Consider the following 21,571-nt stretch of genomic DNA (forward strand, 5'->3'; position numbering starts at 1 on the left):
GTTCAGGTGGCTGCCGTGAATAAGGCCAAGCTCAGCCGGGCGCTCTTGTCGGCATTCCCCAGCCGGGCGAAATTCGCCATGCTGCTGAGCCAGCGGTTCAACGTCCATTACGACACCCTGACCCCGCAAAGCACGGTGGACGTCGAATATCACAACATTGTCGTCCAGGTCGCTGCCGAAGGCTGGCTGGAGGCGCTGGCCCGCGCCGCGCACGAGGCGGTGCCGGGCAACCCCCAGCTTGCCGATCTGATGGTCGAGGAAGGGCTGACCAGCGGCGCGCGCGTCAGCGACGGCGCGGCCACCGTGATCGCGGAAAAGCCGAAAACCCGGCTGGAACGCTTGGTGCGCGAAAACAGCGCATTCACCGACATCGCCACCTTTTTGGCCCGCCTGTCCGCGCTGGAGGGGCAGACCTGCCGGATCGAACTTTCCGGCTCTCCTCCTCGGGCGATCGGAACGGGCTTCCTGGTCGGCCCCGATCTGGTGATGACCAACCAGCATGTGATCGAAGGGCTGGAGAAGGGCACGCGAATGATCTGCCGCTTCGATTACCTGGTCGATGCGGGCGGCGTGCAGGTGCGCGCAGGCGCCGCCGTGCCGGTCGCCGATGACTGGCTGGTCCGCGCGCAGCCCCCCGATCCGTCTGACGAAAGCCTGGAGGAAACCGATCCCCCCGCGCCCGAGAACCTGGATTTCGCGCTGATCCGCCTGGCGCAACCGGTGGGCGAGATGCCGCGCGATGGCGAGGAAGGACCGGACAACCCCCCGCGCGGCTGGATCGCCATCGACCCGGCCTTGCAGGCCGGCGAAGGCGACGACCTGTTCATCCTGCAGCACCCCGAAGGCGCACCGCTGAAGCTGGGCGTCGGGCGGCTGACCGCCCTGCACGGCAACGGCCTGCGATGGCGCCACGACGTGGCGACCGAAGGGGGATCGTCTGGCTCCCCCGTCTTCAACCGGGAACTTGCCCTGATCGGCCTTCATCACGCGGGCGATCCCAACTATTTCCGCATCGCGCTGTTCAACCAGGCGATTCCGATCGCGCGGATCGTTCACTGGTTGCAGGACAAGGTTGACCCCTTCTGGACGCAGGCGCCGCCATGAAGCTGAGTTCCGCCGAAACACTTCAACTGGTCAAGGGGTTGACCGAGGCCTTCCCCAACCGGGTGAAGCTGGACATGATCCTGGCCGCTCCACCCATCGAAAAGTCGCTGGCGCGGGTCGTGACGGGAGGCACGCTTGACGCCGATTACTTCCAGCTTGTGCAGGCAGCCAACGACGAAGGCTGGATCGGACGGCTGCTGGACGGGCTGCGCGCCGCCGACGGGGTCAACCCGGCCTTGCTGGCGCTGATCGACGGCTTTGCCGGGACACGCGCCCCCAGCACGGTGCCTGCGCATCTGGAACTGCTGCTGGAAGGTGCGCCCTTCGTGAACCAGCGTCCCTTGCGACACGCATTGCTGTCGATGACCCAGGCCCACGGCCCCAAGGTGCTGCATGTCACCGGAACGCCCGCCAGCGGCAGGACATACAGCCAGTACCTGATCGCGCATGTCGCATGCAGTGTCGGTGCCCGGATCAACGTCCCGCTCAGTTTCGAAGCGACCACCACGGCACGCGACGTGATCCTGGATCTTGCGGATCAGATGAAGCTGGGGACGCCCCCCACCCTTGCGGATGGGCCGCAGGATCCCGCGGCCGTCACGCGAATGGTGCGATGGTTCGCCATCGCCGCAAGCGAGCTGAAGGAAACCTGGTGGCTGATCTTCGACGGCTTCGACAGCCAGAAAATCGACGACAGCGTGCGGATGCTGATGCACGGGCTGGGACAGACCATCGGCAACGGCCAGCCCCGGCAGGTGCGGCTGTTCCTTCTGGCCTGGGACAGCCCGATATCCGGCCCTCCTCCGGGGCGGGTGTTCGGCCAGGACGTGCAGCCCTTCGACAAGCTGCATGTCAAGGAATACCTGGACGACCTGGTCAGCCAGTTCGCCATGCCCTCCGGCATGACCTCGACCGACGAAATCCTGGCGCTGTGCTATGAAGGGTGGGACACGGTGCCTGATCCGATGGCGCGGGCCACGACGCTGACGATGCGCATCCAGAAGATCGCCCAGGCGGCGCTTGCCGCCAAGGCAGGGATGTGATGGACCTGCGCCAGGCCTTGTCGGAGACGGCGTTTTCGGCCGGTCCCGCCCCCGCGGCGGCCGAGGCCCGGCCCTGGATCGCGGCGGCGGCGGTCCTGACGCATTTCGAACCGCTGACCCTGAAGTCCGAAGCGGGAACCCTGTCCCCGCTGTCACCTGCGATGGCGGAACTTCTGGATGCCTCCACCCCCAGCCGCGCATCCCGCCATGCGCGGCAACTGCGGACCGGCATCCGCAGGCAGGCGCTTGCCAGCCTGGGCGACCGCCTGGCCATGAAGGCGCAGCTTGCCTTGAACCCGGCCCCGGATCACCCCACGCAGACGGCGTTCCAGGCGCTGCTGGAAGGCCCGGATGCCATAGGCCCCTGGCTGGAATCCCAGGACCCGATCCGACTGGCCGCCCTGGACGAGGCCGTGGGCTGGGTCGACGGCATCCTGGACGCACTGCCCAGCCCAGACGACATCGCCGCGCGCCTGTCCCGCGCCCGCCTGCTGGCGCCGCTGCGGCGTCTGGTGGGCGAACATTTTGCCGGCCGGGAAGACGTGCTGATGGAAATCGCCCAGCATCTGAACCTGGCGTCCGAAGGCATGGTGCTGATGCTGCAGGGACCCGGGGGCGTCGGCAAGTCCACGGTTCTGGCCAAGTTCATCCTGGACGCCGTCGAGAAAAGCCCCGACCCCCCCACCGTGATCGTCCTGAACCTGGACGACCCGCAACTGGTCCTGGACGACCCCTTCACCCTGCTTCAGGAAGCCGGGCGGCAATTGCGCATCCAGCATCCAGACCTGAACGCCCCGCTTGACGGGATCAAGGGCTATATCGCCTCGCTGCAGCTTCGCAGCCGAACCACCGAGGTGCTGGAATCCGTCTCGGGCGGGACGGTCCTGTGGGCCGCGATCAATGATGTCGCCCGCGAGATCGTGGGCCTGATCCCCGGAACCCAGCCCATTCTGCTGGTGCTGGACACGTTCGAGGAAGCGCAGACCACAGGTCCCAGCGCCGTCGCCCGTCTGCTGCAACTGGTCGAAAGCCTGCGGGCGGGGAACCCCCGCCTCAGCGTGATCATCGCCGGACGCGTGGACGAAACCTCGGCCCCGCGGCGCACGCTGACGCTGGGTGCGCTGGATCCGGTGTCTGCGCGGGCGGTTCTGGAAAAGGTGGCGGGCCTTGGTCCCCTGCCCGATGATCTGGCCGACCAGATATTCGACGTCGCGCGCGGCAATCCCCTTGCCACCCATCTGGCGGGCAAGATCCTTGCGGCCGAAGGCGCCGACATCTTCCGGCGCGACGCCGATCTGGCGCGGCTGATCGGCCAGATCAGGACCGAAAAGGTCCAGGCCCAGCTTTACGGCCGCGTCCTGGGCCATATCCGCGACCCCGAGGTGCGGCGCCTGGCCTATCCCGGCCTGATCCTGCGACGCATCACGCCCGATGTGCTGCGGTATGTCCTGGCGGATGCCTGTGGCGTCCCCATCCCCGACGATGCCGAGGCCGCGCGCCTGTTCGACCTGTTCGCGTCCGAAGTGGCCCTGGCCGAACCCGAAGCCGGCACCGGCGCCCTTCGTTATCGCGAAGATGTGCGCCGCGTCATCCTGGCCGATCTGCGCGCCGATCAGCGCGAGCTGGCGGCCCGGATCGACCAGGCCGCCATCGCATACTACCGGACGCAATCCGGCGCCGTCGCACGGGCCGAGGAAATCTATCACCTGCTGGCCAGCGGCGCAGGGGAACCTGAAATCGACGCCCGCTGGGAACCCGGCGTCGAACCCTATCTGGTCCGTGCGGTCGAGGAATTGCCGCCGCGTGCCCAGGTCTGCCTGGCCAACCGCCTGCGCATGGACCTGCGCCCCGAGTTGCAGAAGGCCGCCGACCAGCATCAGTGGGAACAGAACGCCGAACAGACCGCCCGCGACCTGCTGCGCGACGACCTGCCCGAACAGGCGCTGTCCGTCCTGAACCAGCGCACGACCCGCCTGCCCGGATCGCCCCTGTTTCTGACCGAGGCCGAGGCCCTGGCGGTCCTGGGACAGCCCCACACTGCGCTGGAGGTCATTGCGGCAGGCCTGGCCAGCGCCGAGGCAGTGGGCGACCGTCTGCTGGTCGTCAACCTGCGGCTGCTCGAAAGCCTGCTGCACGGCGGCAGCCAAAGGGAAAACACCGAAGTTGCCCCGCATCCCGGACCCAGCGTGCAGGCCGGTGGCGAGGCAAACGCCAAACCAGCGATGCGGCGACGAGGGGTGGCAATTGCCGCCATCATTTCAATGCTGCTGATGACTTTGATCGCCTTGGCGGCCTTGGCCTTCGTGTTCCTTGCCGGATCGGACGAAAACGCGGCCGACATCATCCTGGGACCGCCGATCGATCCGGCAGTGCCGGCCTTGGCCCGCCAGGAAAATCACCTTGTCTGGATCCTGCTTCCGGCGATGCTTGCGGCGGGAAGCCTCTGGCTATGGTCCAGACGGCGCGGCCGGGTGCCGGACCGCGCCGTGGGTCCGCCTGTGACCGTGGCCCCTGCCGAACAGGACAGGCAGGCAATCCGCCATGCCGCCGCCGAGGCCTACCGCATCGCCAGCCTGACCCATAACGACATGGCGCGTCTGCGGTCCATCGCAAACCTGTTGCGGTTGCATCGCAATGCCATGCCGCCAGACGGGTCCGACCCGTCCGCCCTGGTGGCCGAGGCCGAAGAGATCATCGACAGGATCGGCCTTGCCGCCCTTTACGAGGCGCCGGGCCTGATGCGGGAACTGGCGGCGGAACTGGGAATGCGCAATCCGCAGCTTCTGGCCATGGCGCTGCGGGTGACGGGCAGCCATGTCGTCATCCCGCCCGAACTGCGCAGCGAAGAAAGCGGCAGCGCGGCCGCCGTCACCTCGGACCCGCGCGCGCGCGTCATTCTGGGGGATACGACCCTGCCCGCCGGCACGGCGGTGGATGTCCTGATGATGATCGCCACGGCCAGAACAGCGGATGAACGCTATGCGATGATGGCCCTTGTCACGGACCTGCTGGCCGCCGAACTGGACGCCAGGCGCGGCACCCTGCCGCCGCCGGAAATCCGCCAGCGCCCCCTGCCCTGGCGGCAGAACACAATTTCGCCGGATGACATGGCTTGGTTCGAGACGACTAAGGCCGCATTCTGACGCATGAAAAAGGCGGCCCCGCCAGGGGACCGCCCGACAGAGTGGTGCAGACGATCAGGCCGCCTTGCTGGTCGCCGCGGCGTTGATCACCGCTTCGGCCAGACCGGTCAGCTTTTCATCCGTTGCGGATTCTTCCTGAAGCGTCTCGTCAAGCAGCGAGACAGCCTCGTTCATTCCCAGCGTTTGCGCCCAGGCCTTCAGGGTGCCATAGCGGCTGATCTCGTAATGCTCGACCGCCTGGGCCGCAGCCAGCAGGCCCGCGTCAAGCGCCGGGCTGCCCTTGAATTCGTCCATGATCTCTTCGCCCTCGGCGATGATGCCTTCGATGGCATCGCAGGTCTTGCCGCGCGGGCGCTTGCCGATCAACTCGAACACCTGGGTCAGACGCTCGATCTGGCCCTGGGTCTCCTGTTCGTGCATCTCGAACGCGGCCTTCAGATCCTGGCTCTGCGCGGCGCGGGCCATCTTGCGCAACGCCGTGGTGATCTTGCGTTCGGCGTAATAGATGTCCTTCAGGGTTTCGTGGAACAGGGTGTCAAGCGTTTGGTCGGCCATGAAAAGCTCCTCTTGGTTGCGCCACCGTCCCTGTCCGGGGCAGCGGCATCGCCAAGTCAACAAACCCGCAGGGCGAGCGTTCCCACAGCCTTTTCAAAATCACAATTATTTAGCCGCATCCGCGTCAGCGGCTGCGCAGACGGCTTTCGAACAGCAGCCCATCTTCGTCCAGAATCGGATGGGCGACCGAGATGACATGGGCATTCACCCGCTTGAGGTCGCGCAGGATGTCCAGATGCAGCGACGACGTCTCGCGGCTGGCCGCCAGCCCCTCGCGCAGGCGGAACAGGTGCCGCTGCGACGACTGGCGTTCAAGATTGCGGATCTCGACCTTCAGTTCCATCAGCCTGCGCGCCATGTCGCGGTCGCGGGTCATGAAGACCGTCTGCGCCATGCGCAGGTTCTCCTGGGTCATCACGAACATCCGGTCCAGTTCGTCAAAGCCCTGGGGCGAAAATCGCAGGCCGAGGCCGATCTTCTTGCGCACCTCGGGGGCGAGGCCCTTGTCGATGATGTCGCCCACATGTTCCAGGTTGATGACGTAGTCCAGGATGGTGATGGCGCGGCGGCGTTCCTCCTCGCTGGCCTGGTTTCCCAGGCGGGACAGATAGGTCTTCACCTCTTGCTGGCGGCGATCGACGCGGCGTTCCAGTTCCAGCACCTCGGCCAGGGGGGCGGGGTCGTTCTGCTGAAAGGCCAGCCGGGTCTGGGCGAGCATCCGCTCGACCGTGTCGCCGATGGCCAGGACCTCTCTTGCGGCGCCGGTCAGGGCGACAAGCGGGGTGTCCAAGGCCGCCTCGTCCAGCCACAAGGGGCCGGGTTCGGACTCGCGGTCATCCGCCGCGACAAGGCGGTCCAGCCCGCGGGTGATCAGGCCGGCAAAGGGCCAGATCAGCAGGGCAAGGGCCAGGTTGAAGGCCAGATGCGCCTCGACCGCAAGGCCGGTCAGGGGCAAGGGCACCTGCTGCAGCGCGGGGCCGATCCATCCGGCAAAGGGCAAGGCGATGAAGCAGCCGATGGCGCGGATCACCAGGTTGCCCACCGCAACGCGCCGCGCGGGTGCAGCAAGGCCCCTGGTCAGCATCACCGGCACCACCGCGCCCCCCAGGTTGGCGCCCAGCACCAGCACCACTGTCAGCGGGGCAGGAAGGCTCAGCGACAGCACCAGCAGCACGGCCGCAAGCGACGAGGAACAGGCAAAGGCCAGGCCCGCAGCCATCAGCAGGGCCACGGGCCAGGCCTGATCCAGCATCGGCAGGAATGCCGCCAACAGGGGCGATTCCCGCAAAGGCGCCGCCGCAACATCCAGCAGCGACAGGGACAGCAGCATCAACCCGATGCCGATCAACCCGCGCCCGGTTCCCGCCAGCATCGGCCCGGTCCGCCTGGACAGGGCATAGCCCGCCACCAGCAACACAGGTGTCAGTGCGCCTGCCCCCGACGAGACGACCCAGGCGGTCAGCGCGGTTCCGACATTCGCGCCCAGCAGCACGATCTGCGCCATCCGCGCGCGGATCATGCCGCGATCGACGAAGGACGCAGCCAGCAATGCCGTCGCGGTCGAGGATTGCAGGCCCAGCGTCGCGGCAAGCCCGGCCAGGAACGCACCCGGCCCCGTGCGCGTGCCTATACCCAGGGCCATGCGCAGGCGGATCCCGAACGCCTCGGTCATGCCGTCGCGGACCAGATGCAGACCGAACAGCAACAGGGCGACGGCGCCGCCCAGTTGCAAGATGATCATCAAAGACGCCATGCCACCCCCTTTACCCACAGGGAAACACGCACCACCCCCTTTTGCCAATCGCCGAGTTGCCTAAAAGTTTCCTTTGCTGATTGGCGCTGTCCGCCGCCGCGCGAAGCGTCGCGACAGCCAGGGTGGCCGGCATTCGGGCGGTGGACGCGCTACCCCAATTGCGACTTTGGCTGCCGGGAAAGTTTCTCGCGTCTGTAGCTGCGGCCGAGCAGGTTGGCCTTGAACACCTCTGCGGGTGTCCGGTAGCCCAAGCACTTGCGCAGCGTGGCATTCAGCCCCGCGCCGCTGGCGGGCATCCGGCTGAACCCCACGGCCACCGCCATCATCGCCCTGGGGCTGAACGGCAGAGCCTATGCGATCGAGATCATCCGGGGCGGCGTCGAAAGCATTCCGAAGGGCCAGACCGAGGCTGGGCTGGCCCTGGGCCTGAAGCAGAGCGAGATCTTTCGCAAGATCATCCTGAAGCCCGCGCTGCGTCGTCTTTCCATCGCTGTCCAGCCAGTTCGCTGTTCGCCCTGATCAGCTGGGCCCCATCACCTGTCCCATGCGCTGACTGGGGACGATCATGTCAGCCCTCGGACCCCCCGAGCTGCTGTTCCTGCTGCGCGCCAGGGGCTGGCCGCTGGCGCTGACTGCGATCGGTTTCGTGGGCGGGATCGCCTTCGGCCTGGTTATGGCCCTGATTTGCGTCGCCCGCAGTCGGTGGCTGCGCACAGTCGCCGCTGCCGGGATCGCGATCTTCCAGGGCACGCCCCTGCTGATGCAGCTTTTCATCGTCTATTTCGGCCTGCCGCTGGTGGGGTTGGCCCCCCGCCCGGGGGCCGTCGCCATCGCGCTGACCGCACGGCCGGTTTGGGCGAGGTCTGGCGCGGCCATCCAGGCCGTGCCGCTGGGCCAGTCCGAGGCCGCGCACCCCCCGGGCATCGGGTATCGCAGCCTGATGCGCGACATCATCCTGCCCCAGGCGTTGCCCGCCGCCATTGGTTTTCTGGTGCAGCTTCTGAACGGAACCTCCTTGGCCGCCATCGTGGGCTTTATCGAACTGACGCGGGTGGGGCAGATCGTGTCGAACCAGCCCTTCAGGCCGCTTATCGTTTTCGGCATTGTGGGGGCGCTGTATTTCCTGCTGTGCTGGCCCTTGTCGCTGTGGGGCAGCCGCATCGAGCGCCACCTGGTCCGTGACCGTCGCTGAGTTGCAGAAATGGCCTCGGGTTCCCGCCCCGGACCCTCGGGGCACCCCTGACGGCGTCAGCTTCACCGCGGCGACAATAGGCTTTAAGACAGCAAGGACCGCCGGTCCCCTTTCCGGGAGGAGAGATATGCTGCATTTCACCCGCATCCCCGCCGCCAGCGTCCTGGAGCTTGCCGCACCGGGCGCAACCAAGGCCGACGGTTACGACGCGGCCATGGGTCGCGCCTCCGCCGAATACCTGGGGGTCGAGGCCGAACTCCTGCCCCTGGCCGTCGCCAACCGCATCCCGGCGCTGACCACCGACAAGGTGGACGTTCTGTTCGCCGCCATGGCGATGAACCCCGAACGGGTGCAGTCGATCCAGTTCCCGGTCCCCTATGCCGCAAACCAGATGGCGGTGGTGGGATCGAAGGACGCGGATCTCTCCACGCCGGAATCACTGGCGAACTGCCGGATCGGCGTGCCGCATCCGGCGGCCCAGGATACCGCGCTGACGGCGATGGCGCCCGAAGGCACGACCATCATGCGCTTTGACGACGCGGCGACCATTCGGGCGGTGATGTCGGGACAGGTCAATGCCGTGGGCGGCAACCAGTTCTACAACAACCGGATCGAGGAAGGCGCACCCGGCAGGTTCGAAAACAGGATACCGCTGACCGTGCTTCATAACGGCGTCGGCCCCCGCCTGGGCGAGGCGGACCGGAACCAGACGGTGAACGCCTTCTTGACCGAATTCATGGCAACCGACGAATTCCAGGACATCTACAACACCTGGATGAAGATGGATCCGCCGCAGTTGCCGCTGGAAATGGAAGGCGTCCCCTTCAGCATTGCCCAGTAAATCCCCCCGCCCGGCGCACGGTCCGCCGGGCATCCCCCTACCCCGGAAGGTCAAACCATGCCGAAGCCTGTCTATATCCTCAACGGTCCCAACCTGAACCTGCTGGGCAAGCGCCAGCCCCATATCTATGGATCCGAGACGCTGGCCGACGTGGAACGCGACTGTGCGGCCCTGGCGGCCGACCTGGGGGTCGGGATACGTTTCCTGCAATCGAACACCGAAGGCCAGATCATCGACTGGATCCACCAGGCGCGAGAGGACGCGTCGGGCATCGTCATCAACCCGGCCGCCTATACCCATACCTCGGTCGCGATCCTGGATGCACTGAACGCCTTCGACGGCCCGGTGATCGAGGTCCACATCTCGAACGTCCACAAGCGCGAGGCGTTTCGCCATCACTCCTATGTCAGCCTGCGCGCCGATGGGGTGATCGCGGGCTGCGGAACGGAAGGCTATCGCCTGGCGCTGCGCCGCATCGTCACGCTGGCCGGGACGAACGCGTGATGCCCCGCATCGCCGTCATGGGCGCGGGCTGATCGGCCACGCGGTGCATGTCGCGGCATCACTCGATGCCGACCTGGCCTGCGTCATCGACCATGGGCCAGATCGCAGCCGTCACTGCGCGCGAGTTCAATGGCGTGCGCGGCAACGCGGTCGAGGACACCACGGTCATTCTTCTGGAATTCGCCAGCGGGCTGCTGGCCACCGCCAGCGTCTGCGATGCCACTGTCTCCTCCTGGAGCCGGGAGATGACATCGGGCGCAAACCCCGCCTTTCCGCAGACGGACCGGGACTGCTATCTGATCGGCGGCACGCATGGGTCGCTGGCCCTGCCGTCGCTGAGGCCGCGCACCGCGACGGGCGACGGAAGCTGGTATTCGCCCCCGGACATCCGGCGCATCGACGTGGGCAGCCAGGATCCCCTGGCTCGCACGGTCACGCAGTTCGCCCGCGTGATCCGGGGCGCGGAACCGCCGCTGGTTTCGGGCCGCGGGGCTGGAAACCCTGCGCGTGATCGCGGCCGTCAAGTGGTCAGCCGCGACCGGCGCCCGCATCGTTCCTTGATCCCGCAGGAGAGGAGATCATGACCGAAAACTATCTGATCAGGATGGAAACGTCCGCCCCAAACACGAACGCGCCCTGAACTTCCTGGGCGAAATCGTGCATCACTGCCCAGCTGATCGCGCATATCGGCTTTCCCACCGATACCTTCAAATCACCGATGATCTATAATCCCCGGCTCGACGCGCAGGGCAGCGACGCCGCGGTGGTGCCGATGGGCTGCAAGGCCGGGACTACGCGGGTTTCCTGCCGCTGCTGTCCCGCCTGTCCAACATCCACGGCGCGCTGACCACCACGCCCCACAAGACAGCCACCATCGCCCCTGCCGACCGGCTATCCGTATCCGCCCGGATCGCGGACGCGGCCAATGCGCTGCGGCGGGGTGTGGACGGACTTCTGGAAGCCGACATGTTCGACGGCAAGGGCTTCGTGCTGGGCGTGCTGGCCAAGGGGCACCGCCTTCAAGGCGTCAGCGCGCTTGTCGTGGGCGCATGCGGCGTCGGACCGGCCATCGCCGCGTCCCTCGCCAAGGCAGGCGTGGCGCGACTGGCGGCCTTGGATGCCAACCCGGCCTCATCGCAGGCCCTGGCCGACCGGTTGGCGGCATACCCGGCCTTGCGGGTGAAAACCGGCAGCAAGGATCCGGCGGGGTTCGGACGGATCGTCAACGCCACGCCCGTGGACATGAACGCGGGCGATCCCTTGCCGGTGGACGTGGCGCGCATCGACCCCGGCGCCTTTGTGGTCGAGGTGGTGCTGAAATCCGGGATGACGTCCTTCCTCTCCGCCGCCGAACGCGGCTGCCGCTATCAGGCGGGTACCGACATGCCGTTCGAACAGATCCCCGCATACCTGGACTTCTGCGGCTTCGGCAGGCCCGCCGCTGACGAACTGCGCCGGGCGGCCATGATCGGCTACCAAGGCCCACCCTTGGCACCGCAATGCCGGCGAGAGTCGCCACATAACGGCCGCACCCGGGCGGCGATCAGAAACCGGGCAGGCTCAACGAAAGCTGCTGCACCTCGGCGTTGTCATCTTCCAGCGAGGACAGCGTGACACCCAGCAGGCGCACGCCTTTTTCCACCGGGAACAGCGGCTGCATCAGGCCGACCGCGATGGCGCGCAGATCCTCGGCGCCGTGGACGGGGGCGGACAGGGTGCGGCTGCGGGTGATCTGCTGGAAGTCGGCGTATTTCACCTTCAGCGTCACCGTCCGGCCAGTCAGCCCCTTTCCTTCGCAGGCCCGCCAGACCTTCTGGGCCAGGGGGGCAATCTCGTGGCAGGCGGCGTCGAAATCGAAGATGTCGCGGTCGAACGTATCCTCGGCCCCCACGGATTTGCGGATGCGGCAGGGCTCGACCGGGCGATGGTCGATGCCCCGCGCGATACGGAAATACCAGTCGCCGGCCTTGCCAAAGTGCTGGCGCAGGAACTCGACCGGCTTGTCGCGCAGGTCGGCACCGGTGACGATGCCCAGCCGTTCCATCTTGGCCGCCGTGGCGGGTCCGATGCCGTCGAATTTGCTGACCGGAAGGGCCGCGACGAAGGCTGGACCGCGCGCCGGGGTGATGACCGCCTGGCCGTTGGGCTTGTTCAGGTCGCTGGCCAGTTTCGCCAGGAACTTGTTGTAGGAAATTCCGGCCGAGGCGTTCAGCCCCGTCACCTGCCGGATCCGGTCGCGGATCATCAGCGCGATGGTGGTGGCGATGGGAATGTCCTGCTTGTTCCGGGTCACGTCCAGATAGGCCTCGTCCAGGGACAGCGGCTCGATCAGGTCGGTATGTTCGGCAAAGACCTCTCGAATCTGCTGGGATACGGCGCGATAGACCTCGAATCGGGGCCGGACGAAGATCAGGTCGGGACAGCGCCGTTTCGCCGTGACCGAGGGCATGGCCGACCGAACGCCGAAGGTCCGCGCCTCATAGCTGGCTGCGGCAACCACGCCGCGCGCGGCGGACCCGCCCACGGCGACCGGCTTGCCCCGCAGGTCGGGATTGTCGCGCTGTTCGACCGAAGCATAGAAGGCGTCCATATCCACATGGATGATCTTGCGGACCGCTTGTTCGGCTGCGGATGCGATTTGATCCTGGGGTTCCGCCATCTGGTTTCCCTGGTGTGCCGAAGGGCAGTCTAGTCCACCCTTCCACGGAAACAAAGACAGAACGAAAATCGCCTTCGAACGTCAACCGCGCCGCTGTTTGCGTTTGGTCAAAGTGTGCGCCAGACCCAAAGGGTAATCCGGTCCATGAACAGGCCGCCTTCCTGGCCTGACCTGACCGGAGAATGACAATGAGACTTTCCCTGATCCTCGCTGCCCCCGCCCTTGCCCTTGTTCTGTCCGGCACCGCCTTTGCGGCCGAGCACGAGGTCCACATGCTCAACAAGGGCGAGGCCGGGATGATGGTGTTCGAGCCCGCCTATGTGAAGGCCCAGCCGGGCGACGTGATCCGCTTCGTGCCCACCGACAAGAGCCACAACGTCGAGGCCATCAAGGACATCCTTCCCGAAGGCGTCGAAGCCTTCAAAAGCAAGATCAACGAGGAATATGCGCTGACCGTGACCGAGCCGGGCCTTTACGGCGTCAAGTGCACGCCGCATTTCGCGATGGGCATGGGCGACGCGCCCGCGAACCTCGACGCCGCCAAGACCGCCAAGATGTCGAAAAAGGCCCGCGAACGCATGGATGCCGAGATCGCGCAGGTCCAGTGACAGGCTTGCGGCGGGCGGCCCCCGGCCGCCTTGCCGCATCGGCGGTTTCCGGCCGCGATCGCGTGGATCACAAGGATTAGGTTGCCTTTCGGTTCATATGATTGCAATCGCTCCTATCTTCAGGAGGCTTCCTTGATCGGGGGCGTATACCCTGCCGATGGAAGGAGAGGCCAGATGGCGATCGACGCCTTGCGTGTCATGCTTGTTCAGGCAGATGCCGTGCTTGCCGAAAGGCTGGCCACCGAGATCCGCAGCTATGGCCATGTGGTCGTCGGCCCCTTCGCCGACATGCACGAGGCGATCGAGGTTGCGGCAACGGTGCAGGCGGCGATCCTGGACATGGCCGTGCAGCCCGAAACCGGCTTGTGGCTGGCCGACAGCTTGCAGCGCAGTGATGTCCCCTTTGTCTTTCTGACGGAAAGGGGCAATGCCGCCCTGCCCCAGCGCTTCAAGGGACGCCATACCTATCCCCGCCACCGGCATGCGGCCCCGCTTCTGGCCGATCTTCACGGCCAGCGGCAAAACCTCAGGCCCGCGGATGACGACAGCCTGGGTGCGATCGCCACCCAGATGATGCAGCGGTCGCGCCGGATCATGCCGGACGATCCATCGGCGGAACGGCTGGTCGAGGCGACCTTGCAGCGCGCCGTGGCGCAGCGGACCGCAGGCCGGGCGCCGGACGATGTCGGCGATTGGCTGCTGCGATTGCTTGACCAGGAATACCGGCTGCGGGGACGGACGCATCTGCACTGATGCCGTGCAAGGCGGTGGACAGAACAAATGTTTGGACGCGGGCGGACTTGGAAACTTCCCCTCGGGCGTCGCCGTTCTGGGTGATGCTCAATCACAGGGGGAACCGATGACCGTGCAAGGGGCCGAGGCAGGCAAGGTGGAAGAAGGGCTTCGCTATGGTCCGCCGGGCGATCGGGCAGTGCATCTGTGCATCGACATGCAGCGGCTGTTCGACAAGGGATCCGAGTGGGCGGTGGACTGGATGCGGGAGGTGCTGCCCAATGTCTGCCAGGTGGTCGAGATGTTTCCCGCCCGCACCATCTTCACCCGATTCATCCCGCCCGAGAGCCTGGACCACGCCCCCGGCGCATGGCGGCGCTATTATGAAAAATGGCCGCAGATGCTGCGGCAGAACCTGGATCCCGACTGGCTGCGGCTGCTGCCGGAACTTGAAATCCACCTGCCGACCGCGCGGGTCTTCGACAAGGCGGTCTATTCGCCCTGGATGGACGGGCGCCTTCATCCGATGCTGCAACAGGATCGCGTCGATACACTGATCGTCACCGGCGGGGAAACCGACATCTGCCTGCTGGCTGCCGTCATCGGCGCGGTCGATCTGGGATACCGGGTCATCGTCGTGTCCGACGCCGTCTGTTCATCGACGGATGACACGCATGACGCCGCGATGGAGATGTATGCGAAACGCTTTGGCCAGCAGATCGAGATGATCCCGACCAACCGCCTAATCGCCGCGATGGTCTAGCCGCGATCCGCGTCGGCGGGCGGGCAGTCCAGTCTTTCGGCAAGCTGCCGAAAGATTTCCGCGATGGCAAGTTCGGTCTCCAGACCCTCGACGATCACCGCGCCGGGGTCTTCCTGGCCGTCATGCAGAACCTGGCGCGGGGCCAGCCAGTCGCACAGCGCCTGGCGGCCCCTGGAGTCCAGCAGGTCCGGCAGGGCATCGATCAGCTTGGAATAGGCGATCAGCCGGGCGTCCTGTCCGATGGGCATGGCAACCTCAATAGGTCGAGGGCGGATCGCTGGCGGGAAAGGATTCGTCCACGGCTTCGTCCACGCGGTCCCAGTCGCGCGGCGGGGCCGACATTTCCCGTGGGCCTGCCGGACGGACATAGCGGTGATGCGACGACCGGTTGCTGCCGATGGCCTTGGCGATCAGCCCGCCCGCCAGCAGGATCCCCCCCGCTGCTATCATGATATCGCAGTTTCGCATGTCATTGCTCCGATCCTTGTTCAGGTGCCAAACGACCTCATGGCGGCAGATGTTCCGCAACGGTTTTTTCGAACTGATAAACAGCAAGGCGGAAACTTGATCGGCCCCCGGTGGTTCTGCATTGGCAAGGCCGTCCCCCGACGGACAGCATTCTTCAGACCAGAAAGGCCGCAAGATGCGCGACTATCCCAAGCCTCCTTTTCCGAAGCAGCAGCAGGAACTGCCCGGCAGCTTTCAGAAGATGGATCCCAAGCCCGATCACGGCGAGGAAAGCTGGCGCGGCGCCAACCGGCTCGAGGGGATGAAGGCCATCATCACCGGCGGCGACAGCGGCATCGGCCGCGCGGTCGCCATCGCCTTTGCCCGCGAAGGGGCGGATGTGGCGCTGTCTTATCTGGACGAAACGGATGACGCCCAATCCACCGCGCAACTGGTCCGCGATGCAGGCCGCGAATGCCTGACCTTTGCGGGCGACATCTCGGACCCCGACCACTGCCGCAAGATCATCGCGGAAACCGCGGCAAAATTCGGCCGGATCGACATCCTGGTCAACAACGCCGCCCACCAGGAAACCTTCGACAAGATCGAGGAAATCCCGGACGAGGAATGGCAATACACCTTTGCTACCAACATCCACGCGATGTTCTATCTGACCAAGGCTGCCGTGCCGCACATGAAGCCCGGAGCCGCGATCATCAACACGGCATCCATCAACGCGGACAATCCCAGCCCCAACCTGCTGGCCTATGCCACGACCAAGGGCGCGATCCAGAATTTCACCATGGGCCTGGCGCAGATGCTGGCCGAACGCGGCATCCGTGCCAATGTCGTGGCCCCCGGTCCCGTCTGGACGCCGCTGATCCCCGCCAGCATGGATCCCGAAAAGGTGTCCAAGTTCGGCGAGAACTATCCCATGGGCCGCCCTGCCCAGCCGGTCGAGCTTGCCTCGGCCTATGTGATGCTGGCGGAGCCGATGTCGTCCTATGTCTCGGGTGCCACGATCGCCGTCACCGGCGGCAAGCCGATGATCTGACGATGACACAGACATGGGGGGGACGATGGACGGATGCGGGCTGGACGGTCGGCATCTGGGCGCCCAAGGCGGATGATGTCGATCTGATCCTGAACGGCCGCGCGCATGCCATGACACGCGCGCCCGACGGGTTTTGGGCGGCCACGGTTCAGGCGCGTGCGGGGGACAGTTATCTGCTGCGCGTGGACGGCCAGGACATTCCCGATCCGGCCAGCCGCTTGCAATCGGGCGATGTCCACGCGCCTTCGGTTGTGGTAGGTCCGTCCAACCACGACTGGCAGACACCCTGGACGGGGCGCGACTGGGCCGAGGCAGTCATCTATGAACTGCATCTGGGCACCTTCACGCCCCAAGGCACTCTGGACGCCGCGTCGGACAAGCTGGCCGAACTGGCCGACCTGGGCATCACCGCGGTCGAACTGATGCCCGTCGGCCAGTGGCAGGGCGAGCGCGGGTGGGGATATGACGGGGTGCTGCCCTATGCGCTGCACCCGGCCTATGGCAGCCCGGACGATCTGCGCCGCTTTGTGGATCGCGCGCATTCCCTTGGGCTGATGGTAATCCTTGATCTGGTGATGAACCATTTCGGCCCGGAGGGCGCCTATCTGCATCACGCCGCCCCGCCTTTCTTCGACGAGGGCCGCCATACCCCTTGGGGCGCAGCGATCGACTTTTCGCAGGACGCGGTTCGGGAATACTGGATCCAATGCGCGGAATACTGGATCGGCGACTTTCGCCTGGACGGGCTGCGGCTGGATGCGGTCCATCAGATCAGCGGGCCGGGTGCCGACGATTTCATGACGACCTTTGCCCGCCGCGTCCGCGCGGTGGACGCCGCCCGTCCCATCCACCTGATCGTCGAGGACGAACGCAACGAACGCTTCCTGCGCGAAAACGGCTATGACGCAAGCTGGAACGACGATTTCCATCATGCCATCCACTGTGCCCTGACGGGCGAATCCGCCAGCTATTATGCCAGCTTCTCGCATGATCCCATCGGCGATCTGTGCCTGGCCTTGCAGCGCGGTCACATCGAGGAAGGCCAGCCCCGCCCCGGCCGCGACGAACCGCGCGGAGAGCCTTGCGGCGATCTGCCCCCCACCGGCTTTGTCAATTCGACCCAGACCCATGACCAGGTCGGCAATCGTGCCCTGGGCGAACGCCTGTTGTCGCTGGCCGATCCGCAGGGTGTCAGGACAGCCTTCGCCCTGCTGCTGACCACCCCCTATATCCCCATGATCTTCATGGGAGAGGAGCGCGGCGCGACGACGCCCTTTTTGTTCTTTGCCGATTTTACCGGCGATCTGGCCCGTGCGGTGCGCGAAGGCCGGGCGGCGGAATTCACAGGCATCGCCAGTCTTGGATCCAAGGTGCCCGACCCCCTGTCGCCGGACACCTTTGCCCGATCGAAGCTGGATTGGAACGATCCGCTGGCCGGCGACTGGCTGGATATGACCGCCCGCGCCCTGGCCTTTCGCCGCGACCATGTGGTGCCGTTGCTGAAAAGCGGCCGCAGCCAGCCTGCGCAGGTCACGCGCCACGGCCCGGCATCCTTGTCCGCCACCTGGAATTTCCAGAAGGGCGTGCTGGATCTGCGGCTTAGTTTGGGCCAGGCTGAACCGGACCTGGCACCTTTTCAAGACGCGGCGTTTTCGCTGGGTCGCATCGGCACCGATCCTTTTGCCCTTTCTGTCAACGCAAGGCTCAAATGACCCCCCATATTCCCACGGCGACCTATCGGATCCAGTTGCGCGACGGCGTTGATTTCGCGCGGGTGACGCAGCTTCTGCCTTATCTGGAAGACCTGGGGATATCGCACCTGTATCTGTCGCCGATCTTCCAGGCATCGACGGGATCGACCCACGGCTATGACATCATCGACCCGACCCGGATCGACCCGGCGCTTGGCGGGCGCGAGGGGTTTGACGCCCTGGCTCATGCCGCCCGAGAACGCGGGCTGGGGATCATCCTGGATATCGTGCCGAACCATACGGCCTTTACCTTGGAAAACCCCTGGCTGCTGGACGTTCTGAAACACGGACCCGCCAGCCGCTATGCCCGGCATTTCGACATCGACTGGGAAGCGGGGCCGCTGATCCTGCCGTTCCTGCCCGAACCGTTCGAAAAGATGCTGGCCGATGGCGCCTTTCGCGCCGCAGACGGGATGTGGCAGTTCGGCGATGTGTCCGTGCCCCTGGCCGAAGGCAGCCCCGCCACGGACGACCTGCGCGCCTTGCATGAGGCGCAGCCGTGGCGGCTGGTCCATTACGAACTGGAACGCGACGGCATCACCCACCGGCGGTTCTTCAACGTCACAAGCCTGATCGGGATGCGGGTCGAGGATCGCGCGGTCTTCGAGGACACGCACAGCCTGATCTTCGATCTGGTCCGCTCGGGGCAGGTGCAGGGGCTGCGTGTCGATCACATCGACGGATTGGCCGATCCCGCGACCTATCTGGACTGGCTGCACCAGGCCCTGCCGGACACGCCGGTCTGGGTGGAAAAGATTTTGGTGGGCCATGAAACCCTGCCGCCTGAATGGAAGACCGTGGGCACCACCGGCTACGATGCCGCGCGCCTGATCGCCAGGGCATTCACCGATCCATCCGGGATCGAGGAGCTGGACCACGCATGGCGGCTGGCGACCGGCATCGACAGCGATTTCCGCGACGAATTGCGCCAGGCCAAGCTGGACGTCCTGGACAACGAACTGGCCGCCGAACGGCGGCAGTTGCGCGACATGGCGGCGGCGGCGGCGCAAGGATCGCCCTTGGCTGAACCCGGCCCGGAATCCCTGCGCGAGGCGGTGACGGCGCTGCTGATGGCCACGCCGCGATACCGCACCTATGTCACCGACAAGGCCCGCCCCGAGGATCGCGAGTTGCTGCGCGCCATTGCCGACGACGCAGCGCAGGGGTTGCGCAGCCGCACCGTTCTCGACCTGCTGGTCGATGTGATGGTGGATCCGCAAACGGAAGCAGCCCGCACCTTCGTTCGCCGGTTCCAGCAGGTGTCGGGCGCGCTGCTTGCCAAGGCGCAGGAAGATACCGCAGGCTTCCGCTGGACCCGCTATCTGGCGGCGAACGAGGTGGGGGCGGAACCCGACGAACCCGCCGTTACTGTCGAGGAGGCCAACGCATTCCTGGCGGCGCGACGCCCCACCGACATGACGCTTGTATCGACCCATGACACCAAGCGGTCGGGCGATTCACGGATGCGCCTGGTCGCGATCAGCCACCTGCCCCAGGCGTTCCGGGCGCTTTATGACCAGTCCGCCGCCCTGCCCTCGGCCGACAGGGTCGAGCCGCGCTGGCGGTGGTATATCCTCCAGTCCGCGCTGGCGATCTGGGACGGGCAGGCCGAGACGGCTGCGGACCGGCTGAACCAGCATATCGAGAAGGCGATGCGAGAGGCCAAGCTGACAAGCTTCTGGACCAACCCCGACGAGGCCACCGAAACCGCCGCGCAGACCTTTGCGCGGGACCTTCTGGATCAATGGGGCAATCGGGAACCCCCTGCCCTGCAATCCCTGCTGCAACGGGGCGAAGCCCTGGCCTTTGCGCAGCTTGCCTTCCAGACGCTGATGCCCGGCTTCCCCGACATCTATCGCGGGGACGAAGCAGGGCTTCTGGCGCTGACCGACCCGGACAATCGCCTGGCCGTCGATTGGGCGGCGTTCCCCGAACGGGCGCAGGACAGGGACGCCAAGATGCACTGGACACAACAGCTTCTGTCCTTGCGCAAGACCCGGCAGGATTTCCTGCGCGATGCGGATGCCGCGATCCAGATCGACGATACGGGCATTCGTCTGATCCGCAGAAGCAAGGATCAGGTTCTGACCGCCGCATTTTCACACGTCTCGGTTCAACCCGAGGCAGAAATCCTGTCTCGTGCCTTCGCCGATGGCAGTCAGGTCAGCGTGACACTCGCTCAGGCCTCCTGACGCCGTATAATATTTGGCGTTCCCGGGAACAATCACGCGTTGTTTCAGTTTGAAAGGCAAGTTGCCCAACGGGCTGCTTGCATTTTCAAAAAAAGGATCGCCCCGGTGTCAGCATTGCGCACATCCAGTACCACGGGCCAGGCTGTTGCAACCGTCCTTCTGGCCGGCGGCAAGGGTTCCCGGTTGCACGACCTGACGGCAGCCGAAAGCAAGCCGGCCGTGCATTTTGCAGGCCGCAACCGGATCATTGATTTTGCCATGGCGAACGTCGTCCGGTCGGGGCTGGACCGGTTGCTTGTGGCCACGCAGTTTTGCCCGGCCACCCTGCATCACCATTTGCCGGCGCGGTGGGGCGGGCACTTCACGGAAGGCGCGATGATCCTCTGCGACGGCCACAACCGCTATCTGGGCACCGCCGATGCGGTGCGGCACAACTGGGCGCAGATCGACGATTGGGGTGCGGATCAGGTTCTGGTCCTGGCTGCCGATCATATCTATGACATGGATTACGCCGCGCTGATCGCCGCACACCGCGCATCGGGTGCAGCCGTCACCGTCGCCGTGGACGTGGTTCCGCTGTCCCAGGCCAGCAGCTTCGGCGTGATGCAGGCCGACGCCACCGGGCGAATCCGGTCCTTCCTTGAGACCCCCCCCCATCCCCCTGCGATGCCGGGCGAGCCGGACCGGGCCATGGTGTCGATGGGCATCTATGTCTTCGAGACGGATTGGCTTCGGGACGCGCTGTTCGGCCGGGATATCGAATCCCTCGATTTCGGGCACGAGGTCATTCCTGCCGCCGTGGCGCAGGGTCTGGCCATGGCCTATCGTCTTCCCCCCGGACCTTCGGGGCAGGCCTATTGGCGCGATGTTGGCACTCTTGACGCCCTGCGCCAGTCGCATCTGGACTTCCTGGGCCAGCAGCCGGTGCGACTGCCGCGCATCTCGACGCTGTCGGAATGGTATCTTGGCCGGGGCAGCGTGGCGATGCCGGGGGCATTTGTCCCCTCCTCGGCCCGGCTGTCGCAATGCCTGGTGGCGCCGGGCGTGCGAATTCCTGCGGGCCTGGTCGTGGGCGAGGACCCGGACGAGGACGACCGCTGGTTCCGCCGCGACCGGAACACCCTTCTGATCACTCAGGCCATGCTGGACCGCCGCGACACGCTGCGTGTGCCGACAGTGTTGCCTGCCGTAGCCCGTCCGTCTTTGCAGCCGCGCGATGTCGCGTGAATC

21 protein-coding genes and 1 pseudogene are annotated in these 21,571 nt (G+C 65.9%); 16 read left to right on the forward strand and 6 right to left on the reverse strand.

Annotated elements, in window-relative coordinates; translation table 11 throughout:
* Positions 1 to 15: 15 nt before the first annotated feature.
* The 3 genes from RAH32_RS02540 to RAH32_RS02550 are packed head-to-tail and all read left to right on the forward strand — an operon-like array spanning position 16 to position 5,290.
* Positions 16 to 1,104, forward strand: coding sequence for a trypsin-like peptidase domain-containing protein (locus tag RAH32_RS02540; RefSeq protein ID WP_306604821.1), 1,089 nt, complete (start codon positions 16 to 18; stop codon positions 1,102 to 1,104).
* The gene (locus RAH32_RS02545; protein WP_306604822.1) at positions 1,101 to 2,147 is read left to right on the forward strand and encodes an effector-associated domain EAD1-containing protein; all 1,047 of its coding nucleotides are present in this window, start codon (positions 1,101 to 1,103) and stop codon (positions 2,145 to 2,147) included. The genes RAH32_RS02540 and RAH32_RS02545 overlap by 4 nt, the downstream gene beginning before the upstream one ends.
* Complete coding sequence (locus RAH32_RS02550; protein WP_306604823.1) at positions 2,147 to 5,290, forward strand: AAA family ATPase; 3,144 nt, start codon at positions 2,147 to 2,149, stop codon at positions 5,288 to 5,290. Before RAH32_RS02545 ends, RAH32_RS02550 begins: the two co-directional genes overlap by 1 nt.
* A 54-nt stretch (positions 5,291 to 5,344) precedes the next feature.
* On the opposite strand, the gene RAH32_RS02555 is transcribed toward RAH32_RS02550, so the two are convergent.
* The 3 genes and pseudogenes from RAH32_RS02555 to RAH32_RS21645 form a co-directional block, all read right to left on the reverse strand.
* On the reverse strand, positions 5,345 to 5,845 hold the full coding sequence (locus tag RAH32_RS02555; RefSeq protein ID WP_306604824.1) for a YciE/YciF ferroxidase family protein: 501 nt from the start codon (positions 5,843 to 5,845) through the stop codon (positions 5,345 to 5,347).
* A 124-nt stretch (positions 5,846 to 5,969) separates the two neighbouring features.
* Complete coding sequence (locus tag RAH32_RS02560) at positions 5,970 to 7,598, reverse strand: Na/Pi cotransporter family protein (protein ID WP_306604826.1); 1,629 nt, start codon at positions 7,596 to 7,598, stop codon at positions 5,970 to 5,972.
* Between the two features lie 149 nt (positions 7,599 to 7,747).
* Positions 7,748 to 7,873 (reverse strand): annotated as a pseudogene (locus RAH32_RS21645) (IS30 family transposase); the annotation flags it as partial.
* On the opposite strand from RAH32_RS21645, the gene RAH32_RS02565 reads away from it, so the two are divergent.
* The 6 genes from RAH32_RS02565 (at position 7,863) to RAH32_RS02590 (ending at position 11,749) form a co-directional block, all read left to right on the forward strand.
* On the forward strand, positions 7,863 to 8,117 hold the full coding sequence (locus RAH32_RS02565) for an ABC transporter permease subunit (protein ID WP_306604827.1): 255 nt from the start codon (positions 7,863 to 7,865) through the stop codon (positions 8,115 to 8,117). The pseudogene RAH32_RS21645 and the gene RAH32_RS02565 sit on opposite strands and share 11 nt — an antisense overlap.
* Before the next feature lie 46 nt (positions 8,118 to 8,163).
* Positions 8,164 to 8,790, forward strand: coding sequence for an amino acid ABC transporter permease (locus RAH32_RS02570; RefSeq protein WP_306604828.1), 627 nt, complete (start codon positions 8,164 to 8,166; stop codon positions 8,788 to 8,790).
* Between the two features lie 127 nt (positions 8,791 to 8,917).
* The gene (locus RAH32_RS02575) at positions 8,918 to 9,631 is read left to right on the forward strand and encodes a transporter substrate-binding domain-containing protein (protein WP_306604829.1); all 714 of its coding nucleotides are present in this window, start codon (positions 8,918 to 8,920) and stop codon (positions 9,629 to 9,631) included.
* A 57-nt stretch (positions 9,632 to 9,688) separates the two neighbouring features.
* Positions 9,689 to 10,135, forward strand: coding sequence for a type II 3-dehydroquinate dehydratase (aroQ, locus tag RAH32_RS02580; protein ID WP_306604830.1), 447 nt, complete (start codon positions 9,689 to 9,691; stop codon positions 10,133 to 10,135).
* A gap of 65 nt (positions 10,136 to 10,200) precedes the next feature.
* Entirely contained in the window at positions 10,201 to 10,719 is a 519-nt protein-coding gene (locus RAH32_RS02585) for a hypothetical protein (RefSeq protein ID WP_306604831.1), read from the forward strand.
* Between the two features lie 358 nt (positions 10,720 to 11,077).
* Positions 11,078 to 11,749: a shikimate dehydrogenase family protein gene (locus RAH32_RS02590; RefSeq protein WP_306604832.1), complete on the forward strand. Its 672-nt coding sequence runs from the start codon at positions 11,078 to 11,080 to the stop codon at positions 11,747 to 11,749.
* On the opposite strand, the gene dinB is transcribed toward RAH32_RS02590, so the two are convergent.
* Entirely contained in the window at positions 11,679 to 12,794 is a 1,116-nt protein-coding gene (gene dinB, locus RAH32_RS02595; RefSeq protein ID WP_306604834.1) for a DNA polymerase IV, read from the reverse strand. The genes RAH32_RS02590 and dinB overlap by 71 nt on opposite strands.
* A gap of 188 nt (positions 12,795 to 12,982) precedes the next feature.
* Between dinB and RAH32_RS02600 the strand changes: the two genes are divergently transcribed.
* The 3 genes from RAH32_RS02600 to RAH32_RS02610 all read left to right on the forward strand — a co-directional run bounded on the left by RAH32_RS02600 (position 12,983) and on the right by RAH32_RS02610 (position 14,897).
* Positions 12,983 to 13,402, forward strand: coding sequence for a pseudoazurin (locus RAH32_RS02600; protein ID WP_306604835.1), 420 nt, complete (start codon positions 12,983 to 12,985; stop codon positions 13,400 to 13,402).
* A gap of 174 nt (positions 13,403 to 13,576) precedes the next feature.
* Positions 13,577 to 14,155, forward strand: coding sequence for a response regulator (locus RAH32_RS02605; RefSeq protein WP_306604836.1), 579 nt, complete (start codon positions 13,577 to 13,579; stop codon positions 14,153 to 14,155).
* Between the two features lie 106 nt (positions 14,156 to 14,261).
* Positions 14,262 to 14,897 carry a cysteine hydrolase family protein gene (locus tag RAH32_RS02610; RefSeq protein WP_306604837.1) on the forward strand — a complete coding sequence of 212 codons (636 nt, stop codon included), beginning with the start codon at positions 14,262 to 14,264 and terminating at the stop codon, positions 14,895 to 14,897.
* Here the strand turns inward: RAH32_RS02610 and RAH32_RS02615 are convergent.
* Together RAH32_RS02615 and RAH32_RS02620 are read right to left on the reverse strand one after the other, a co-directional pair.
* Positions 14,894 to 15,145: a hypothetical protein gene (locus RAH32_RS02615; protein ID WP_306604838.1), complete on the reverse strand. Its 252-nt coding sequence runs from the start codon at positions 15,143 to 15,145 to the stop codon at positions 14,894 to 14,896. The genes RAH32_RS02610 and RAH32_RS02615 overlap by 4 nt on opposite strands.
* Positions 15,146 to 15,152: 7 nt before the next feature.
* On the reverse strand, positions 15,153 to 15,365 hold the full coding sequence (locus tag RAH32_RS02620) for a hypothetical protein (protein ID WP_306604839.1): 213 nt from the start codon (positions 15,363 to 15,365) through the stop codon (positions 15,153 to 15,155).
* A gap of 175 nt (positions 15,366 to 15,540) precedes the next feature.
* Here RAH32_RS02620 and RAH32_RS02625 point away from each other — a divergent pair, with 175 nt between their 5' ends.
* From RAH32_RS02625 to RAH32_RS02640, 4 genes are all read left to right on the forward strand, one after another.
* Positions 15,541 to 16,398: an SDR family oxidoreductase gene (locus RAH32_RS02625; protein ID WP_306604841.1), complete on the forward strand. Its 858-nt coding sequence runs from the start codon at positions 15,541 to 15,543 to the stop codon at positions 16,396 to 16,398.
* A 2-nt stretch (positions 16,399 to 16,400) separates the two neighbouring features.
* Positions 16,401 to 18,110: a malto-oligosyltrehalose trehalohydrolase gene (gene treZ / locus RAH32_RS02630; protein ID WP_306604842.1), complete on the forward strand. Its 1,710-nt coding sequence runs from the start codon at positions 16,401 to 16,403 to the stop codon at positions 18,108 to 18,110.
* Positions 18,107 to 20,341: a malto-oligosyltrehalose synthase gene (gene treY, locus RAH32_RS02635; RefSeq protein ID WP_306604843.1), complete on the forward strand. Its 2,235-nt coding sequence runs from the start codon at positions 18,107 to 18,109 to the stop codon at positions 20,339 to 20,341. The genes treZ and treY overlap by 4 nt, the downstream gene beginning before the upstream one ends.
* Positions 20,342 to 20,446: 105 nt before the next feature.
* Complete coding sequence (locus RAH32_RS02640) at positions 20,447 to 21,568, forward strand: sugar phosphate nucleotidyltransferase (protein WP_306604844.1); 1,122 nt, start codon at positions 20,447 to 20,449, stop codon at positions 21,566 to 21,568.
* Positions 21,569 to 21,571: the final 3 nt, after the last annotated feature.

Origin of the sequence: Paracoccus yibinensis (genome assembly GCF_030846195.1) — a bacterium.
GTDB classification, from domain to species: domain Bacteria; phylum Pseudomonadota; class Alphaproteobacteria; order Rhodobacterales; family Rhodobacteraceae; genus Paracoccus; species Paracoccus yibinensis.

Excerpts from the sequence above, each read along its gene's own strand:
- RAH32_RS02560 (WP_306604826.1), bottom strand. The coding sequence starts at position 7,598 with ATGGCGTCTTTGATGATCATCTTGCAACTGGGCGGCGCCGTCGCCCTG.
- RAH32_RS02625 (WP_306604841.1), top strand. The coding sequence starts at position 15,541 with ATGCGCGACTATCCCAAGCCTCCTTTTCCGAAGCAGCAGCAGGAACTG.
- dinB (WP_306604834.1), bottom strand. The coding sequence starts at position 12,794 with ATGGCGGAACCCCAGGATCAAATCGCATCCGCAGCCGAACAAGCGGTC.
- treY (WP_306604843.1), top strand. The coding sequence starts at position 18,107 with ATGACCCCCCATATTCCCACGGCGACCTATCGGATCCAGTTGCGCGAC.
- RAH32_RS02585 (WP_306604831.1), top strand. The coding sequence starts at position 10,201 with ATGCCGACCTGGCCTGCGTCATCGACCATGGGCCAGATCGCAGCCGTC.
- aroQ (WP_306604830.1), top strand. The coding sequence starts at position 9,689 with ATGCCGAAGCCTGTCTATATCCTCAACGGTCCCAACCTGAACCTGCTG.
- RAH32_RS02570 (WP_306604828.1), top strand. The coding sequence starts at position 8,164 with ATGTCAGCCCTCGGACCCCCCGAGCTGCTGTTCCTGCTGCGCGCCAGG.
- treZ (WP_306604842.1), top strand. The coding sequence starts at position 16,401 with ATGACACAGACATGGGGGGGACGATGGACGGATGCGGGCTGGACGGTC.
- RAH32_RS02600 (WP_306604835.1), top strand. The coding sequence starts at position 12,983 with ATGAGACTTTCCCTGATCCTCGCTGCCCCCGCCCTTGCCCTTGTTCTG.
- RAH32_RS02550 (WP_306604823.1), top strand. The coding sequence starts at position 2,147 with ATGGACCTGCGCCAGGCCTTGTCGGAGACGGCGTTTTCGGCCGGTCCC.
- RAH32_RS02555 (WP_306604824.1), bottom strand. The coding sequence starts at position 5,845 with ATGGCCGACCAAACGCTTGACACCCTGTTCCACGAAACCCTGAAGGAC.
- RAH32_RS02545 (WP_306604822.1), top strand. The coding sequence starts at position 1,101 with ATGAAGCTGAGTTCCGCCGAAACACTTCAACTGGTCAAGGGGTTGACC.
- RAH32_RS02610 (WP_306604837.1), top strand. The coding sequence starts at position 14,262 with ATGACCGTGCAAGGGGCCGAGGCAGGCAAGGTGGAAGAAGGGCTTCGC.
- RAH32_RS02615 (WP_306604838.1), bottom strand. The coding sequence starts at position 15,145 with ATGCCCATCGGACAGGACGCCCGGCTGATCGCCTATTCCAAGCTGATC.
- RAH32_RS02620 (WP_306604839.1), bottom strand. The coding sequence starts at position 15,365 with ATGCGAAACTGCGATATCATGATAGCAGCGGGGGGGATCCTGCTGGCG.
- RAH32_RS02575 (WP_306604829.1), top strand. The coding sequence starts at position 8,918 with ATGCTGCATTTCACCCGCATCCCCGCCGCCAGCGTCCTGGAGCTTGCC.
- RAH32_RS02605 (WP_306604836.1), top strand. The coding sequence starts at position 13,577 with ATGGCGATCGACGCCTTGCGTGTCATGCTTGTTCAGGCAGATGCCGTG.